The organism is Actinoplanes sp. NPDC023936, from assembly GCF_040639325.1.
In the GTDB taxonomy this organism is placed as follows: Bacteria; Actinomycetota; Actinomycetes; order Mycobacteriales; family Micromonosporaceae; genus Actinoplanes.
Window position 1 is genome coordinate 78,773 of record NZ_JBEZZR010000015.1, and the last position, 17,451, is coordinate 96,223.

General features: G+C 71.8%; 15 protein-coding genes. 7 read left to right on the forward strand and 8 right to left on the reverse strand.

Going from position 1 to position 17,451, the window contains the following annotated elements:
- Positions 1-110: 110 nt before the first annotated feature.
- Both panB and AB0F72_RS20960 read right to left on the reverse strand, forming a co-directional pair.
- Entirely contained in the window at positions 111-941 is an 831-nt protein-coding gene (gene panB, locus AB0F72_RS20955) for a 3-methyl-2-oxobutanoate hydroxymethyltransferase (RefSeq protein WP_360433680.1), read from the reverse strand.
- A 100-nt stretch (positions 942-1,041) separates the two neighbouring features.
- A complete protein-coding gene (locus tag AB0F72_RS20960; protein ID WP_360433683.1) occupies positions 1,042-2,826 on the reverse strand; it encodes an NAD+ synthase in 1,785 nt (594 codons plus the stop codon).
- Between the two features lie 114 nt (positions 2,827-2,940).
- Here AB0F72_RS20960 and glnA point away from each other — a divergent pair, with 114 nt between their 5' ends.
- Complete coding sequence (gene glnA, locus AB0F72_RS20965) at positions 2,941-4,293, forward strand: type I glutamate--ammonia ligase (protein WP_360433686.1); 1,353 nt, start codon at positions 2,941-2,943, stop codon at positions 4,291-4,293.
- A 185-nt stretch (positions 4,294-4,478) separates the two neighbouring features.
- Here glnA and AB0F72_RS20970 read toward each other — a convergent pair whose 3' ends face one another.
- Both AB0F72_RS20970 and AB0F72_RS20975 read right to left on the reverse strand, forming a co-directional pair.
- Complete coding sequence (locus tag AB0F72_RS20970; RefSeq protein ID WP_360433688.1) at positions 4,479-5,198, reverse strand: hypothetical protein; 720 nt, start codon at positions 5,196-5,198, stop codon at positions 4,479-4,481.
- A 23-nt stretch (positions 5,199-5,221) separates the two neighbouring features.
- Entirely contained in the window at positions 5,222-5,830 is a 609-nt protein-coding gene (locus AB0F72_RS20975) for an RNA polymerase sigma factor (RefSeq protein ID WP_360433691.1), read from the reverse strand.
- Between the two features lie 192 nt (positions 5,831-6,022).
- Here AB0F72_RS20975 and AB0F72_RS20980 point away from each other — a divergent pair, with 192 nt between their 5' ends.
- Positions 6,023-6,448 carry a DUF350 domain-containing protein gene (locus tag AB0F72_RS20980; protein WP_360433694.1) on the forward strand — a complete coding sequence of 142 codons (426 nt, stop codon included), beginning with the start codon at positions 6,023-6,025 and terminating at the stop codon, positions 6,446-6,448.
- Between the two features lie 146 nt (positions 6,449-6,594).
- On the opposite strand, the gene AB0F72_RS20985 is transcribed toward AB0F72_RS20980, so the two are convergent.
- Positions 6,595-7,548: a zinc-binding dehydrogenase gene (locus AB0F72_RS20985; protein WP_360433697.1), complete on the reverse strand. Its 954-nt coding sequence runs from the start codon at positions 7,546-7,548 to the stop codon at positions 6,595-6,597.
- Between the two features lie 34 nt (positions 7,549-7,582).
- Here AB0F72_RS20985 and AB0F72_RS20990 point away from each other — a divergent pair, with 34 nt between their 5' ends.
- Positions 7,583-8,368, forward strand: coding sequence for a type 1 glutamine amidotransferase (locus AB0F72_RS20990; RefSeq protein WP_360433700.1), 786 nt, complete (start codon positions 7,583-7,585; stop codon positions 8,366-8,368).
- Complete coding sequence (locus AB0F72_RS20995) at positions 8,365-11,385, forward strand: bifunctional [glutamine synthetase] adenylyltransferase/[glutamine synthetase]-adenylyl-L-tyrosine phosphorylase (RefSeq protein WP_360433703.1); 3,021 nt, start codon at positions 8,365-8,367, stop codon at positions 11,383-11,385. Before AB0F72_RS20990 ends, AB0F72_RS20995 begins: the two co-directional genes overlap by 4 nt.
- Here the strand turns inward: AB0F72_RS20995 and AB0F72_RS21000 are convergent, their stop codons facing one another.
- Complete coding sequence (locus tag AB0F72_RS21000; RefSeq protein WP_360433706.1) at positions 11,386-12,447, reverse strand: hypothetical protein; 1,062 nt, start codon at positions 12,445-12,447, stop codon at positions 11,386-11,388.
- A 199-nt stretch (positions 12,448-12,646) separates the two neighbouring features.
- Positions 12,647-13,078 (reverse strand): MarR family transcriptional regulator, encoded by a 432-nt coding sequence (locus AB0F72_RS21005; protein WP_360433709.1) that lies wholly within the window; start codon positions 13,076-13,078, stop codon positions 12,647-12,649.
- Positions 13,079-13,162: 84 nt separating this feature from the next.
- On the opposite strand from AB0F72_RS21005, the gene AB0F72_RS21010 reads away from it, so the two are divergent.
- Positions 13,163-13,357, forward strand: a complete 195-nt coding sequence (locus tag AB0F72_RS21010; RefSeq protein WP_360433712.1) for a hypothetical protein — start codon at positions 13,163-13,165, stop codon at positions 13,355-13,357.
- Positions 13,358-13,363: 6 nt separating this feature from the next.
- Here AB0F72_RS21010 and AB0F72_RS21015 read toward each other — a convergent pair whose 3' ends face one another.
- Positions 13,364-14,914: a hypothetical protein gene (locus AB0F72_RS21015; RefSeq protein WP_360433715.1), complete on the reverse strand. Its 1,551-nt coding sequence runs from the start codon at positions 14,912-14,914 to the stop codon at positions 13,364-13,366.
- 76 nt (positions 14,915-14,990) lie between these two features.
- On the opposite strand from AB0F72_RS21015, the gene mptB reads away from it, so the two are divergent.
- Complete coding sequence (gene mptB / locus AB0F72_RS21020; RefSeq protein ID WP_360433718.1) at positions 14,991-16,397, forward strand: polyprenol phosphomannose-dependent alpha 1,6 mannosyltransferase MptB; 1,407 nt, start codon at positions 14,991-14,993, stop codon at positions 16,395-16,397.
- Entirely contained in the window at positions 16,354-17,442 is a 1,089-nt protein-coding gene (locus AB0F72_RS21025) for a glycosyltransferase 87 family protein (RefSeq protein ID WP_360433721.1), read from the forward strand. Before mptB ends, AB0F72_RS21025 begins: the two co-directional genes overlap by 44 nt.
- Positions 17,443-17,451 lie beyond the last annotated feature (9 nt).

The following is a 17,451-nucleotide window of genomic DNA, read 5'->3' on the forward strand; positions in this document are numbered from 1 at the left end:
TCCACCAATGGTCGGAGCCTCCTCGGCAAGGTCGCCGGGGAGGCTCCGATCAGCTCCGGGGAGGGGACCGCTGCTTCCGGGAGCGGGCGATCCCCTCGTACCCTCGTGGGTCAGAAGGTGTGCTCCGCGGCCGGGAACTCGCCGCTCCTCACCTCGGCGGCGAATTGCCGCGTTGCTTCGGTCAGGGCTCCGGCCAGGTCGGCGTAGCGTTTCACGAAGCGCGGGGCCTTGCCGGTTCGCAGGCCCGCCATGTCCTGCCAGACCAGCACCTGGGCGTCGGTGTCCGGGCCGGCGCCGATGCCGACCGTGGGGATCGAGAGTTCCTTGGTGATCTGCTTGGAGACTTCGCCGGGGACCATCTCCAGGACGACGGCGAACGCGCCCGCGTCGGCGACCGCCCGCGCGTCGGAGATGACTTCGGCGCCCTCGTTCTCGCGGCCCTGCACCCGGTATCCGCCGATGGTGTGCTCGCGCTGCGGCGTGAAGCCGATGTGGGCCATGACCGGGATGCCGGCGCCGGTGATCGCCTCGATCTGCGGGGCCATCCGGCGGCCGCCCTCGAGTTTCACGGCGTGGCAGCCGCCCTCTTTCATGAACCGGACCGCGGTACGCAGGGCCTGCGTGGGGCCCTCCTCGTAGCTGCCGAACGGCAGGTCACCGACGATCAGCGCGGTTTTCGTGGCCCGGACGACGGCCTTGACCAGCGGCAGCATCTCGTCGACGGTGACCGGGAGGGTGGTCTCATGACCGTAGACGTTGTTCGCGGCCGAGTCGCCCACCAGCAGGACCGGCACACCGGACTGGTCGAAGATCGACGCGGTGTACATGTCGTAGGACGTGAGCATCGGCCAGCGGTCGCCGCGGGCCTTGGCGTTGATCAGGTCGCGGGTGCGGACGCGACGGGTCGGGGGCCCGCCGTACAGGGTGGGAATTTCCGACATTGCGCTATCTCCTTCCCTCGAGGCCGCTCGGCTGCGGTCCCCGGGTGCGATAAATCGTCGCACCGGGAACCGCCCGAGGGTCAGAGGTCAGTGGAGGTTTTCACACGGCTTTTTCGCCTTCTCGAAACAGGTTGGTAATGGGCAGGCGGCGGTCCCGCCCGAACGCCTTGCCCGAGATCTTGGTGCCCGGCGCGGACTGGCGGCGCTTGTACTCCGCGAGGTCGATCATGCGGAGCACCCGGTCGACCAGGGCCGGGTCGTTGCCCGCCTCGATCAGCTCGGCGCGGCCCAGGTCATGGTCGACGTATCCCTTGATGATCGGATCGAGCAGCTCGTAGTCGGGCAGCGAGTCCGAGTCCTTCTGGTCCGGCCGCAGCTCGGCGCTCGGCGGCTTGCTGATCGAGTTCTCCGGGATCGGCGCGTTCTCCTGGGCGTTCCGCCAGCGGGCGAGCTTCCACACCATGGTCTTCGGCACGTCCTTGAGCGGGTTGAACCCGCCGACCGAGTCGCCGTAGAGCGTCGAGTACCCGACCGCCAGCTCGCTCTTGTTGCCGGTGGTCAGCACCAGGTGGCCCTCCTGGTTCGAGAGCGCCATCAGGATCACGCCGCGGACCCGGGCCTGCAGGTTCTCCACCGTCACGCCGGAGAGCGACATGTTCGCCAGGAACGCGTCGACCATCGGCTGGATCGGCTCGGTCCGGTAGTCGAGGCCGGTGCGTTTGGCCAGCTCGGCCGCGTCGTCGCGGGAGTGCTCGGAGGAGTAGCCACTGGGCATCGAGACGCCGAAGACACGGTCGGGGCCCAGGGCGTCGACGGCGATCGCGGCCACGACGGCGGAGTCGATGCCACCGGAGAGGCCGAGGATGACCGACCTGAAGCGACTTTTGTTGACATAGTCGCGCAGGCCGAGAACGAGAGCGGCCCAGACCTCGGCCTCATCCGCGATCCGCTCAGCGATGCCTCCCTTAACCGATTTGTCCGAAATATCAGAACTAAATCCGACGGTGACCCGGTTGATCTCCATCTCGTCCGGGATCGACTGCTCGACCCGGGGCGCCACCGCGTCCGTCGAGCCCTCCGGATTCGGAACGGCGTCCGCGGCCGGCAGATCCAGATCGTGGACGAGCAGGCCCTCGGTGAACTGTCCCGCCCGGGCGAGCAGCTCCCCGTCCCGCGAAACGATCATCGAGTCGCCGTCGAAGACCAGCTCGTCCTGGCCGCCGACCGCGTTCACATAGGCGACGGTGGCGCCCGCCTCCGCGGCGCGCCGCTGCACGAGGGGTAGCCGTACGTCGTCCTTGTTCAGCTCGTAGGGCGAGGCGTTGATGTTGACGACCAGTCCGGCGCCGGCCCGCCGTGCCGCGGTGAACGGCCCGCCCGCCTGCCAGATGTCCTCGCACACGGTCAGCGCCACGTCCACCTCGCCGAGACGCACCACGGTCAGCGCGGTGCCGGGCTCGAAGTACCGGTCCTCGTCGAAGACGCCGTAGTTGGGCAGGTGGTGCTTGAAGTAGGTGGCGACCACCTCGCCGCCGTGGAGCAGCGCCGACGCGTCCCGGCGCCCGGTCCCGGCGACCGCGTCCGAGCTGGTGTGGGCCGGCCCGTCGGCGTCCACGTAGCCCACCACCACGGCGAGCTCGCCGAGCCCGTCGCCGACCAGGGCCGCGGCGAGGTCGTGCAGCGCCTGCCGGGACTCGGCGACGAACGAGTTCCGGAAGACCAGATCCTCGATCGGATAGCCGGTCAGCATCATCTCCGGGAAGGCGACGAGATGCGCGCCGGCCCGGGCTGCCTCGCGTGACCAGCGGCGTATCGCCTCCGCGTTGCCGCCGATGTCACCGACCGTCGAGTTCACTTGAGCAAGGGCGATACGCAGCGTGGGCATGGCCTCATTCTTCCCCGCGACGAGGCCTTTGGATCCTGACCCAGGGCGACGTCACAGGCCGTGGTCAGCGTAGTCTCGGCGGAGAATGGATCGATAACGGCACGAGGGGTGGAAGTGGACCGACAGCAGGAGTTCGTGCTTCGCACGCTCGAGGAGCGCGACATCCGTTTTGTCCGTCTCTGGTTCACCGACGTGCTGGGCACGCTGAAGAGCGTGTCGGTCGCCCCGGCGGAGCTGGAGTCGGCCTTCGAGGAGGGCATCGGCATCGACGGCTCGGCGATCGAGGGCTTCGCCCGGGTCTACGAGTCGGACATGGTCGCCATGCCGGACCCGACCACCTTCCAGGTCTTCCCGTTCGAGGGTGGCGTCAGCGGCGAGAGCGCCCGGATGTTCTGCGACATCCTGATGCCGGACGGCAGCGCCGCCTGGGCCGACCCGCGCCACGTGCTGCGCCGCGCCCTCGCCAAGGCCGCCGAGAAGGGCTTCACCTTCTACACCCACCCCGAGGTCGAGTTCTTCCTGGTCCAGGACGGGCCGAGCGACGGCTCGGTGCCGGTTCCGGTGGACAGCGGCGGCTACTTCGACCACACCACCCACGCGATCGCCCGGGACTTCCGCCGGCAGGCCGTGCTGGCGCTGGAGCGGATCGGCATCTCGGTCGAGTTCAGCCACCACGAGGTCGCCCCCGGCCAGCAGGAGATCGACCTGCGGTACGCGGACGCGCTCACCACCGCCGACAACATCATGACGTTCCGGCACGTGGTCAAGGAGGTGGCGCTCTCCCAGGGGGTGAAGGCCACCTTCATGCCGAAGCCGTACACCGACCAGCCGGGCTCCGGCATGCACACCCACCTGTCGCTGATGGAGGGCGAGCGCAACGCCTTCTACGACAGCGAGGACCCGCAGAAGCTGTCGAAGACGGCACGGGCGTTCATCGCCGGTCTGCTGGTGCACGCCCGGGAGTACACCGCGATCACCAACCAGTGGGTGAACTCGTACAAGCGGCTCTTCCCGCTGCAGCTGCCGGACCGGATCACCGAGTCGCCGGCGTTCGTGAGCTGGGGCCACCTGAACCGTTCCGCGCTGGTCCGGGTTCCGGCGTTCGGCAAGCCCAGCTCGGCGCGCGTCGAGGTGCGGTCGATCGACTCGGCGGCGAACCCGTACCTGGCGTTCGCGGTCATGCTCGGCGCCGGCCTCAAGGGCATCGAGGAGGGGTACGAGCTGCCCCCGGGCGCCGAGGACGACGTCTGGTCGCTCTCGCCGGCCGAGCGTAAGGCCGCCGGTTACGAGGCGCTGCCGGAGAACCTGTCCGAGGCGATCGACGTGATGGCCGGCTCGGAGCTGATCGCCGAGGTGCTCGGCGAGCACGTCTTCGACTTCTTCCTGCGCAACAAGCGGGCCGAGTGGGAGCAGTTCCGCCGCGAGGTCACCCCTTACGAGCGCCAGCGGTACCTCGGCGCCCTGTAACCAGCTCGGTAAGACCCGCAAGACACGCCAGGCGGCGGCGATCCTCCCCGTGGAGAGTGAGGATCACCGCCGCCTGACTGGTTCGGCTGCCTGCGCTGGGGTGGGGGCGACCCCGTTGTCAGCCGACCGCTGGGGCACCCGATGGATCGCCCGTTCCCCTGATCCGATCCACCGGGTGCCGGCTCTCATCCTTCCCGGCGTTCCCATTCGAAGCCGTCACCGAAGCCACCGCTATCGGAGCCGCTACCGCCATCGGGGCCGCTGCCCGGCCACCGCGGCGTCGCCGAGGAGCCGGTCCGAGGCTTCCGGAAGTCGCTGCAGAAGCGCTCGACCCGCTCTTTCCGGCCGGCCCGCTCGATCAGCTCGCCGAACCGGTCGTCGTCGAGCGCCCGGGTGCGCCCGTCCCGGTCCCGTCCGTCGAACTCCCGGCACAGGTCGTCCAGCTCGATCCGGGGCTTCGCGGACGCCGGCGGGGACGATCTCGGACGCGGCGAGGAGCCGCGCGACGGGCTGTGCGGCGGAGTGGGCGACGCACCGGGCGACAAGCTGCGCGACGGACTGGGCGACAGGCTGCGCGACGGGCTCGGCGACGACGGCGCGTGCGACGGCTTGGCCGACGAGGACGCGAAGATCGGGCTGGGCAGGGTTCCGGTGGACGCGGCGAGCGCCACGCCGCCGACGGTCGCCGTGGTGGCGAACGCGGCCGCCGCGACCTTGAAGCTCAGGAACGTGAGCATCGGATGTCTCCGGGGAGCCGGAGCAGCGGCCCGGAACGCGGCCATCGCGGCGGCCTCTCCGGACAGTTCGCGCTCGGTGGCGGGCGCCTTCGCCGCGGACAGCACCTCGGCCAGGGGATGCCCGGGCGCGCCGCCGCGCAGCAATCTCTCCGCGGTCTTCCGGTCCATCGGGCCTCCTCTCTCGGGGCTGCTCATCTCATCTCCTTCAGCGCCGGCGCCGGAAAATGTGTCACCGGCGGAGGTTCGCGCTGCTCAGGCACGCTCAATCGGTGGGCGAGCAGGCGCAACCCGCGGTAGGCCGCGGTGCGGACCGCACCGGCCCGGCGGCCGAGGATCCTTCCGGTCGTCTTGGCGTCGAGGCCGACGACGACGCGCAGCATCACGGCTTCGGCCATCTCCTGCGGGAGTGTCGCGATCAGCGTCAGCGCGGCGTCGGTGGTGACCAGCTCCACCGCCCGGTCGGCGGTGTCGTCGCCGGCGCGCATCTCGGCCAGATGGTCGTCGGCCGGCCCGGAGGACTGCGGACGCCGGCGCTGGGCGCGCAACAGGTCCATGGCGCGGTGCCGGGCGATCGTCGCGGTCCAGCCCCGGAACCCGTCGCCGTCACCGGAGAACGAGTGCAGATCCCGGGCGATCTGCAGCCACGCCTCCGACGCCACGTCTTCCGCGTCGTCGCCGACCAGCACCCGAAGATAGCGGAGCAGCGCCGGTTGCTGCAGGCGGTAGAGCTGCCGGAACGCGTTCTCGTCGCCGGACTGCGCGGCGCGCACCACAGCGTCGAGCTCCTCCGGTGCCAGCATGCGACCTCCGCGCCTCTCCCCGTCCAGCACTGTCCGGAACTCACCAAGGCAGGCGGGCTCCCGTAGTTACAGCGCCGGGCCGCGAGAATGTGTCACAGCGACAGGCGGGAAGAAAATCCCGCCGCGCCTGAAGACGTGGTAGATCGTCTCCGATACGGTCGGGTGCTGACATCGTGCGACAAGGGAGAAGCCGTGCTGGAAGACCTGCTTGAGGGCGCCGGACGGAGCATCGTTTTCGGTCTGGTCGGCATCGGCCTCATGGCGATCGGCTACCTGCTGATCGACGTGCTGACCCCGGGCAAGCTCAAGGACCTGATTTTCGTCGAGCGCAACCCCAACGCGGCCCTGCTGCTGGCCGCGAACCAGCTGGGCATTTCGGCGATCGTGTTCACCGCCATCTTCACCAGCTACGAATCGTTCGCCGAGGGCCTCGCCTCGACGGTCCTTTTCGGTCTCGTGGGCATCGGCATCATGGGCCTCGCCTTCCTCGTCCTGGACTGGATGACGCCGGGCAAGCTCGGTGAGGTCATCTGCACCCCGGACCGCCACGGCGGCGCGCTGGTGAGCGCCGCGTCCCACTTCGGCGCGGCCCTGATCGTCTGCGCCTGCATTTCCTGACGATGGTTGCGGCAGGCGCTCCGGCGCCTGCCCTTCCTTTCGTACGATCGTCGCGTCCCGCTTCCCGCCGGACTGCGGCGAGGCGCCCCGGCTCGATGGCAGAGCAGAGCCCGGGTTTCTCGATGAGGCGCGGACCATGCCGGACCTCAGCCGAATCGGCGAACGTCGATCACGAGCTTGCCGATGGTGGACCGGCCCTCCAGATCGGCGTGGGCCTGCCCGACCGCGCCCAGCGGGTACCGCCCGCCGATCCGGGCCCGCAGCACACCCCGCCCGGCCAGGTGGAACAGCCGCGCCGCGCTGGAGGTGAACAACTCCTCGTCGTCCAGGACCCGTTGCAGCCAGAACCCGAGCACCCCGGTCGAGGCCGTCATCAGGTCGTGCACCGACACCGTACCGCTCACCTCACTGGCACCGCCGTACGCCACGATCCGCCCGAAGGGCGCCAGCGCCGCCCGCAGCTGCTCGAACGTCCGCCCGCCGACACCGTCCAGCACCATCGTCGGCGCCGCCCCGAGGGCCTCGCGCACCGCCGCGCCCAGGTCCGGGTGCCGTGAGTCCACCGCCGCGTGCGCGCCCAGCTCCACCGCGGCCGCCCGTTTCGACGGCGACGAGGCGAGCACCACCACCCGGGCGCCGGCCCAGCGCGCCAGTTGCACCGCGAGGTGGCCCACCCCGCCCGCGCCGGCGGTGACCACGACCAGGTCGTCGCCGTCCACCCGGCCGAGCGTGTGCAGGCTGTGCCAGGCGGTCAGCCCCTGTTCCAGCACGGCCAGGGCCTGCTCGTCGGTGACCGCGTCCGGTACCGGCACGGTGTGCCGCCGCAGCGGGGCGGCGACCTGCGCGTACCCGCCTCCGGCAGGCAGCAGCGCGGCCACCCGGTGTCCGTCGGCACGCCGCCGCCCGACGACGTCGGTGCCGAGCACGGCCGGGAGCGGTGGTTTCTCGTCCGTGCCGTGCCGCCGGTGGACGTCGGCGTAGTTCACCCCGGCCAGTGTCACGTCGACGATCTCGGTGTCCGGGCCGGGCGCCGGCTCGGCGAGCTCGTCCAGCGCGAACACGCCGGGGCCGCCGAACTCGGTGATCACCGCAGCGAGCATGCCTCAATCAAACAGGACCAGTTAGCCTCGACGGGTGGGCAGCGCACTAGTCATCGAGAACGACCCCAGCGACGACCTCCGGCGGCTCGGCGAGTGGCTGACCGAGGCCGGGTTGGAGCTCACCGTGCTCCGCCCGCATGCCGGCGACGCGTTGCCCGAGACGCTCGACGGGTTCGTCGCCCTGATCGTGCTGGGCGGCGACCAGAACGCGTACCCGGATGACGCGGGCGTCCCCGGCGCGCCCTGGTTCCCGGCCCTGGAAGGGCTGTTGCGCAAGGCGGTGCGCTACCGGGTGCCCACGCTGGCGATCTGCCTCGGCGGCCAGCTGCTGGCCGCCGCGCACGGAGGCCGGGTGAAGCGCGGCGACGCCGGCCCGGAGGTCGGCCCGGGCCTGGTCGGCAAGCGGGACGCGGCCGACACCGACCCGCTCTTCAAATGGATGCCGCTGATGCCCGACGTGATCCAGTGGCATCGGGACGAGATCGCCGACCTGCCGATGAGCGCGGTGCTGCTCGCCGCCTCCAGCCGGTACCCGAACCAGGCGTTCCGGATCGGCGACCGGGCGTGGGGCACCCAGTTCCACATCGAGTGCGACGCCGCGATGATCGAGTCTTGGGCCCGCGCCGACGCGGCCACGCTGGACGAGCTCGGCTACGACCCGGAGTCGGTGGTGCTGGCCACGGCCGGCGCGCTCGCCGACGTGGAGGAGGTGTGGCAGCCGTTCGCCCAGCGGTTCGCCGCGCTGGCGCTCGGCACGCTGCCGGACGCCGACATACCGAACCCGGGAACCGCCCGGACCCTGCCCCTGCTGGGCCAATGACGAGGCCCAGCCGGCTCGCCCGGTACGGCTTCGCCGCCAACGGCGTCCGCGCCACCGACCTGCTCGGCACGGACGGGCTCCGGCTGTGGGACGCCGAGGCGCACGCGCCGGTCGACACGGCCGCCGCCGACCTGCTCGACGCGCTCTCCAAGAGCGCCGATCCCAACCTGGCGCTGCGTCAGCTGCACCGGCTCGCCGACTCGGCCGGCCGGGCCGCGGACCGCAGCAACGGCAACCGGGTCGCCGGGCCGGGCAGCGCCCTGGCGCACAACGCCGCGACCGAGGAGCTGCTCGAGGCGCTTCACCGTGACCAGGGCCTGAAACGGCGGCTGGTGGCCGTGCTCGGCGCCTCGGCCGCCCTCGGGGATCACCTGGTGGCCAATCCCGACGAGTGGCGGACGCTGTCCACCGGCAAGACCGGTCTCCCGCCGGACGCCGAGGGGCGGCTCGCCCTCGACGACTCGATGGGCGACGGGCCGCCGACGGTGCCGGCGCTGCGTACCGCGTACCGGATCTCGCTCTTGCGCATCGCCGCCGCGGACCTGACCGGCGGCCGCGGCCTGGAACCGACGATGGCCGCGCTGTCCCGCCTGGCCGACGAGACGCTCGCGGCGGCCTACGCGATAGCGGTGGCCGGTCTGCCGGACGGGACGCCTGCGCCGCGTCTCGCGGTGGTGGCGATGGGCAAGTGCGGCGGCAACGAGCTGAACTACGTCTCCGACGTCGACGTGATCTTCGTGGCCGCCGGTGACGAGGATCTGACGTCCGGCACGACCGTGGCGGCCCGGCTGATCGAGATCTGCGGTCTGGTCGCCTGGCCGGTGGACGCGGCGCTGCGCCCGGAGGGTAACCGTGGCCCGCTGGTCCGCACGCTCGCCAGCCACCAGGCCTACTACCGGCGGTGGGCGCGGACCTGGGAGTTCCAGGCGCTGCTGAAAGCGCGGCCGGCCGCCGGTGACCTGGCCCTCGCGCAGGCCTGGCTGGCCGACCTGGCGCCGCTGGTCTGGCACGCGGCGGAACGCCCGGAAGCCGTGGCCGACGTCCGCGACATGCGTCGCAAGATCATCGACAACGTGCCGGCGAAAGAGGTGGACCGCGAGATCAAGCGTGGTCCGGGCGGCCTGCGGGACATCGAGTTCGCGGTGCAGCTGCTGCAGCTCGTGCACGGGCGGGTGGACGAGACGCTGCGGGCGCCGGGCACGCTGCCGGCGCTGCGGGCCCTGGTCACCGGTGGTTACGTCGGCCGGCAGGACGGGGAGACGCTGCTGCGCGGGTACCGGTTCCTCCGCGGCGTCGAGCACCGGCTGCAACTGCAGCAGCTCAAACGGACGCACACCGTGCCGGACGACCCGGCCGGGCTGCGCTGGCTCGCGGCCGCGCTGGGCTACACCGCGATGCCGGGCCGGGACGCGGTGGAGGCGTTCCGGTCGGACTGGGTCGGTCATGCCGCGAACGTCCGCCGGCTGCATGTGAAACTGCTCTACCAGCCGCTGCTCGAAGCGGTGGCCCGGGTGCCGGCCGAAGAGCTGCGGATGACGACCGAATCGGCCCGCAAACGCCTGGAGATCCTCGGCTTCGCCGACCCGGCCGGCGCGCTGCGGCACCTGGAGTCACTCACCGGCGGCGTGACCCGGACCGCCGCGATCCAGCGCACGCTGCTGCCGATGCTGCTGCAGGACTTCGCCGACGCGCCGGAACCGGACCGCGGCCTGCTCAGCTACCGGCAGGTTTCCGACAAGCTGGGCAGCACCCCGTGGTACCTGCGCCTGCTGCGTGACGGCGGCCCGGTGGCCCGGCGCCTGGCCCGGGTGCTCAGCCTCTCCCGGTACGCGACCGACCTGCTCACCCGCGACCCGGAGGCGCTGCGCCTGCTCGCCGACGACGGCGAGCTGCAGCCCCGGCCCCGCCAGGCGTTGCTGGACGGCTTCGCGGCGGCGGCCGACCGGCACAGCGACCCGATCAAGGCGATCGGCGCGGTCCGCGCGCTGCGCCGGCGGGAGTTGTTCCGGATCGCCTGCGCCGACATCCTGAGCCACGGCGACGACCTCGCCCCGGACCGGCCGCTGGACGTCGACGCGATCGGCGCGGCCCTCTCCGACGTCACCGACGCGACGCTCGGCGCGGCCCTGCGGATCGCCCGCCGGTCCAAGCCCGGCCCGGACGGCCTCCGGTTCGCGATCATCGGGATGGGCCGCCTCGGCGGGTACGAGATGAGCTATCCCTCCGACGCCGACGTGCTCTTCGTCTTCTCGCCGCCGCCCGGCTCGGCGGACAGCGGGGCCAGCGCCGCCGCGCACGCGATCGCCGAGGAGCTGCGCCTGCTGCTGCTCGCCCCGGCGCCGGACCCGCCTCTCGGTGTCGACGCCGACCTGCGCCCGGAGGGCCGGCAGGGCCCGCTGGTCCGCAGCCTGCAGGCCTACCAGCAGTACTACGCCCGCTGGTCGAAGGTGTGGGAGGCCCAGGCGTTGCTGCGGGCCCGGTTCGTCTGCGGCGACGCGTCGCTCGGCGCCGAGTTCGAGGAGATGGCCGACGGGGTCCGCTACCCGTCCGGCGGGCTCACCCGGGAGCAGGTCGTCGAGATCCGCCGGATCAAGGCGCGGGTGGAGACCGAGCGGCTGCCCCGCGGCGCGGATCCGAACACGCACACCAAGCTGGGCCGCGGCGGCCTGGCCGACGTCGAGTGGGCGGTGCAGCTGTTGCAGCTGCGGCACGCCCACGCGGCGCCGGAACTGCGTAAGACCAGGACGAAGGAAGCGCTCGAAGCGGAGTGCGAAGCCGGCCTGGTGGACCGGGGTGACGCGACGGCGATGGCGGCGGGCTGGACCCTCGCGGCCCAGGTCCGCAACGCGCTCACGCTGGTCCGCGGCCGGCCCACCGATCAGCTCCCCCGGCACGGGGCCGAGCTGGCGGGCGCGGTGCTCCTGCTGGGCGGCGGTGACCCGGGTGAGTTCGTCGACCGCTATCTGCGGCTGACCCGCCGCTCCCGTGCCGCCATGGAACGAGTGCTGGAGTCCTGATCAGCACTTCTCGGAGGTGGCTTCGCCCCGCAGGATGCGGTAACCGCCGCCGGTGCTGATCGTGTAGCTGACCCGCCAGTCGGTGCAGGTCTCGTCGACGCGCCCGGCCGGCCCGTCGCCGGCCTCCTGCTCGCTGCGGAACGTCACGTCCGCGCCGAGCCGCCCGGCGCCCAGGTCGGTCAGGTCGCGCAGCACCACGGCGGAGTCCTTGGCGGTGGCCGTCCCGTCGGTGAACCGGGTCATCTGGGCCGGGTCGCCGGGGTCGAGCTCACCGGCCGGGTCGAGCACCGCGGCGACCCGTGCGTAGTCCTTCGCGTTGATCCCGGTGAAGTAGGTCTCCAGCATCGCGGCCACCGCCGCGGCGCGCGGGTGGGTCACGTCGGCCTCGACCGTGACCAGCTTCGCCGGCTGACGGGTGCGTTCCAGCGCCGGCGGGTTTTGGACGGTCGCCTGCTCGGCGCGGGTGGGCGCGCCGTCACCGGTGGACGCCAGCAGCCGCGGGCCGCCGAGGATCGCGGCGGCGGCCAGGGCGGCGATCAGCACCACGATCGGGACGGCCGGGAGCACCCGGCGGGGGAGCACCCGGCGGGGGAGCACCCGCCGGTGGGGCGTCCGTGCGGGCACGCCGGCCGGCTCGGGGATCCACGCCGCCTGCGGTTCGGCCGGCGGCGGCCAGGACCGCTCGCCGGGGTCGGTCCTCTTCGGCGCGACCGGCGGCCGGGGCCGCTCGCCGGGGCCGGCCTTCTTCGGAGTGACCGAGCCGGGGCTTGTCTCCTTCGGAGTGACCGAGCCGGGGCTTGTCTTCGGAGTGACCGACCAGGGGCGGGCGGCGGCCACCTGGGGCGGCGCGTTGCGCGGGGCCGGCGGCTCGTCCCGGAATCCGGGCGCGTTACGGGGTTCCCACCGAGCCGGAAGCGGGGGGAGCGCGTCCCACCGGGTCGGCTCGGTGCTCCGCGCCGGACGCCCGCACGTGTCGCAGACGTCGGGAACGCCGTCGTTCGTCTCGCCACAGTTGCCGCAGATCCACATGCGCCGCTCTTTCTGGAAAAGACCGGTGAGCAATTTTCCACCTGGCATCCGGCCCGATGCCGCCGGGTCGTTGCCCGGCGGCGGCATGCGAGGCCCTCGCCGCGTTGAAAAAGGCTCAGTCAGGAACCTCAGTGAAACGCGCTGCGGGAGGATGTGGAACGTCGCTACGGCTGACGTTTCCGCCGATCAGCCGACCCGGGTGACGGATTACCAGCCGATTCGCGAATCAATTTCAGCGAGCGGCGGCGGCAATTACCCGAGTGAGTGCGGCGTGAACGTTTTTCAATTCTTCGAGCGGCATGCCGAGGCGTTCGACGACGGCCGGGGGAATGCGCTCGGCGTCGACCCGCAACGCCCGGCCCCGCTCGGTCAGCGTGATCGCCAGGCTGCGCTCGTCGGCCTGGTCCCGCTCGCGCCGCAGATAGCCGATCGCCTCCAGCCGCTTCAGCAGCGGGGACAGGGTGCCCGGATCGAGTTGCAGCAGCTCGCTGAGCCGGCGCACGCTCAACGGGGCGTGCTGCCAGAGGGCGAGCATCACCAGGTACTGCGGGTGGGTCAGACCCATCGGCTCCAGCAGCGGACGGTAGATCGCCACCACGCTGCGGGCGGCGACCGACAGGGCGAAGCAGACCTGTTGCTCCAGAGCCAGGGGGTCATCACTCACTTGCGTTTCTCCTCAGGTCACGGGCTACTCTACCAATAGTTAGTGCACCAACCATTGGACTGCAAACCTTCGGAGGCGAGCGTCGTGTCGAAGTTCTCGGACTGGTTCCACCGGACGTTCGACGACTGGGCCTTCCGGTCGCTGATCGGGCCCGCCCAGACCAAGGGCGCTGTGCAGGGCTGCGACGCGGAGGCCCGTGAGCAGTGGAAACGTGACCTGGAGAACCGCAAGCGGTACACCCGTGAGCAGCGCGAACGCCGCCGGGCCGCGCGCCGCTGACCGAGGTCAGAGCAGGCTGCTGCCGAGCGTGTACCGGCCCGGCCCCGGCACGCGTACCCGGGTCCATCGCCCGTCGGCCATCACCGAGGCCCCGCCCGAGGCGGTCAGCCAGTGGCTGTGCCGCACCCGCACGAGCACGTCCGTGCCGCCGGCGGCGGTGGCCGGGACGTCGAAGACCACCGACGCGGCGTCCTGCCGGACCAGCACGGCCGGCCCGGCGACGAGCGGACGGGCGTTCCGCACCGCGTACAGGCGCCAGTGGGCATCGGTCCAGACCAGCGACAGGTACGGCAGACCGCCCGTCACCAGCTCCGCCTCGGCCCGTCCCGGCCAGGCGAGTTCCGCGTCCGGCACCGCCACGAACTGGACGGCCTGCTCGTCGAGCCACTGCTGGTAGCTGGCGGCGGTCAGTTCGACGCCGGTGCCCAGCGCGCCCGGCACGGTGGTGAAGAAGAGCGGGTTCCGTTCGATGTCCGCCTGCCGCAGCCAGCCCCGGGCCAGCGGGACGTCACCCATCGAGGCGGCTTCCCAGTAGGCCCGGGTCGGCGGGATCTCCACCCGCCCGGTCAGGTCCCCGGCCGCGAGCCGGTCGCGCAGCGGCTGGAAGTAGCCGGGGTCGGCCGTCGGATTCCCGATGTCCCGCACGTCGTCGATCACCACCGGCGGCTGCCACCAGACCATCGCGACGAGCAGCAGGGCCAGCATCCCGGCGTGCTTCCTGGTGCGGATGCCCGGCATCGCGTAGGCGGCCAGGACCGGGATGGCGAACATCACCGCGAGACGGGTCGCGTTCAGCCCGACCGGGGTGTGGATCAGGGCGGCGGCGAGCACCCCGGCCGACGAGAGCAGCGCGCCGGCCCGCACCGGGCGGATCGGCACCAGCGCGGCCACGACCAGCCCGGTCACCATGGCGCGGACGGTGTCGGTGCGGCTGATGTTCATCCAGCCGCCGTCACCGAAGAGCAACGAGATCAGCGCGAGCGGGACGGCGGCCGGCACGGCCAGCAGCAGCCCGTCGCGCCAGCGCCGGTCCAGCATCAGCGCCACCCCGGCCAGCCCGGTGAAGAGGCCGGCGACCGGGCTGGACGCGCCGGCCAGGAACGCCGCGAGCGCCGCGAGGCGGCGCAGCCGCGGCACGGTGAGCAGGACCAGCGCGGCGATTGCGAGACAGACCCCGAGCCCGTACGTGACCCGGCCGCTCACCAGGTTCCCGGCGAACCCGGCAGTCCCGAAGGCGGCGCCGAGCCACGGCCGGGCCGCCCCGGTCCGCCGGAACAGCACGGCGAGCAGCACCGAGCCCACGACCAGGGTGAGCACGCCGGTCACCCGCACGCCGAGCAGGACCATCACCGGCTGTGACACCAGGCTGTAGCCGAACTGCTCGACACCCGCGTACCAGCGCAGGTCGATCGGGGTGAGGCCGTGGCCGGCGAAGAAATCGGCCCGAGCCACCTGGGCGGCGAGGTCGGACCCCATCCGGGGCAGCATCAGGTAGACGACGCCGAGGATCGCCGCCACCAGCGCGGTGATCCACTCCAGCCGGTGCCGGGCCCACATCCCGCCGACCCTACCGGTCTCCCGGGGCCCTACCGGTTCCCGGGGGATAGCAGCCTGTCACGGTAGGGTCTTCGCCATGCCCCGTCCGTTCCTCGTCCGATACGCGGGACTGGCAGGCAGTCTGCTGCTGGCGGTGGCCGCCTGGCTCGGCGGCGCCTCCAGCCCGTGGAAACCGAACGTGACGCCGGGCACCATCTTCGCGGGTGAGAACGGGGTGCTGCTCCCGGTCACCTGGCTGGTCGGGACCCTGCTCCTGATCGGCGCCTGGTGGGCCGGGCGGCGGCACGTCCCGTCGGTGCGGTGGGCGTTCGTGACGGCTGCGCTCTGGGCGGCGCCACTGCTGCCGTTCCTGCCGCTGGCGAGCTACGACGTCTACTCGTACGCCTGTCAGGGGTGGCAGCAGGCGGCGGGCCTCGACCCGTACCGGGGTGGTCTTGATCTTTTGGGTTGCCCCTGGCCGGACGCCGTCTCGCCGACCTGGCGGCAGACGCCGGCACCCTACGGCCCGGTGTTTCTGGTGCTCGCGGCGCTGGCCGCGAAGCTCGGCGGCGGCTCGCTCACGGTGACCGTCGGCCTGCTGCGGCTGATCGCGGTGCTCGGCGTCGTGGTGATCGGCTGGTGCCTTCCGGTGCTGGCCCGGCGGGCCGGTGTGCCGCCCGAGCGGGCTGTCTGGCTGGTGCTGGCGTGTCCGCTCGTGCCCATCCATCTGATCTCCGGCGCGCACAACGACGCGGTCATGGTCGCGCTCATCGTGGCCGGTCTGACAGTGGCGGGGGCCGCCACCACCTGGCCGAGAATGATCGCTGCCGGCGTTCTGCTCGGGCTCGCCGTCGGGGTGAAGGCGACGGCCGTGGTGGTGCTGCCGTTCGCGCTGCTGCTCCTGCCGGGACGACTGTGGCGGCGGGTCCTCGCACTCGGTGGATCCGCCCTGGCGGCGCTCGCGGGCGTCTCGCTGGCGGCCGGGCTCGGCCTCGGCTGGGTGACGGGCCTGTCCGGAAGTGGCGTGTCGGTGCAGTGGACCTCGCCGCCCACCGCGATCGGCCTCACCCTGGAGCTGCTCGGCGTGCCGAGCGCCGTGCCGGTGACGAGGGTGCTGGGAGTGATCGCGCTGGCGGTGGTGCTCGCGGTGCTCTGGGTGCGTGCGCTGTCCCGTTCCCCCCTGCACTACGCCGGGCTGGCCCTGGCCGCGACAGTCCTGCTCGCGCCGGTGTTCCATCCCTGGTACGCGATCTGGCCGCTCGCCGTGCTCGCCGCGACAGTGCTCGAAGAGACCCGCTGGCTGGTCGCCCCGTGCGCGGTGGCGGCCGCGCTGTGCCTGCCGGACGGGTACAACCTGGCCCTCGTCACCAAGGCGCAGGGTGCCGTGGGCATGACCGTGCTCGCCGGTTTTCTAGCGTGGAAAGTCCTGTATGAAGCGAAAAGTAACTCTCGTCGGCCTGGTGTTGCTCACGGTGGGGGCGATCGTTCTCACCGGGCTTCGTAACGAGTACTTCGACTCGAAGGTCTACCACGGCGCGGTCCAGTACTGGTTCCGCGACGGCGGCATGGTCTACGACTTCCTGCGGCCGGGAACGCCGTACGGGTTCACCTATCCGCCCTTCGCCGGCCTGGTCATGGCCCCGATGGCGTACCTGCCGATCCTCGCGGTCGCGATCCTCGCGACTCTCGCCACGGTCGGGACCACGGTGCTGCTGGTCAAATGGCTCGGCGGGTCGATCGTCAAACGGATCGGCTTCGGCGCGGCGGTCTGCCTGGCGCTGCTCTTCGAGCCGGTCCGCGAGACGATCACCTTCGGACAGGTGAACACGCTGCTGCTCACCCTGGTCACCGCCGACATGCTCTTCGGCGTGGCCCGCGGACGCAAGTGGGCCGGCGTGGGCATCGGCCTGGCCGTGGCGATCAAACTGACTCCCGGCGTCTTCATCCTCTACCTGCTGGTCACCCGGCGCTGGCGGGCGCTCGCCACCGCGATCGGCTCGGCGGCCGGGGCGACGCTGCTGGCCGGGGCGCTCTTCCCGGACGAGTCCCGGGAGTTCTGGACGTCGGCGCTGTGGGACACCAACCGGGTGGGGCTGCTCTACTACCTGTCCAACCAGTCGGAGCGAGGGCTGCTGGCCCGGTTGCCGATCGAGACAGTGGAGTCCACGGTCTGGCTGGTCTGCGTGCTGGCGACGCTCACGGCCTGGGGGTGGCGGGTCTTCCGGTCGCCGGACGACGTGGTGGGCGGCCTGGCCCTGACCGGTGTGCTGGGCTGCCTGATCAGCCCGGTCACCTGGATTCATCACTGCGTCTGGCTGCTTCCGGCCCTGATCCGCTGTATCGACTACGGCCGCCCTTACCTCGGCATTTCCGCTTATGTCGTGATGACCTCCCACCTCACGTGGTGGTGGGAGAAACGGCCCCGGCCGCCCCTGGAACTGCTCGGCGCCAACATTTATGTCTGGTTCAGCCTGGCTCTGCTCTTCTGGACACCCCTCGGCACCCGCCGTTCGTCTGAAATCCACGAGACGGACAAGATCATCGCGTAGTCAGTGGCC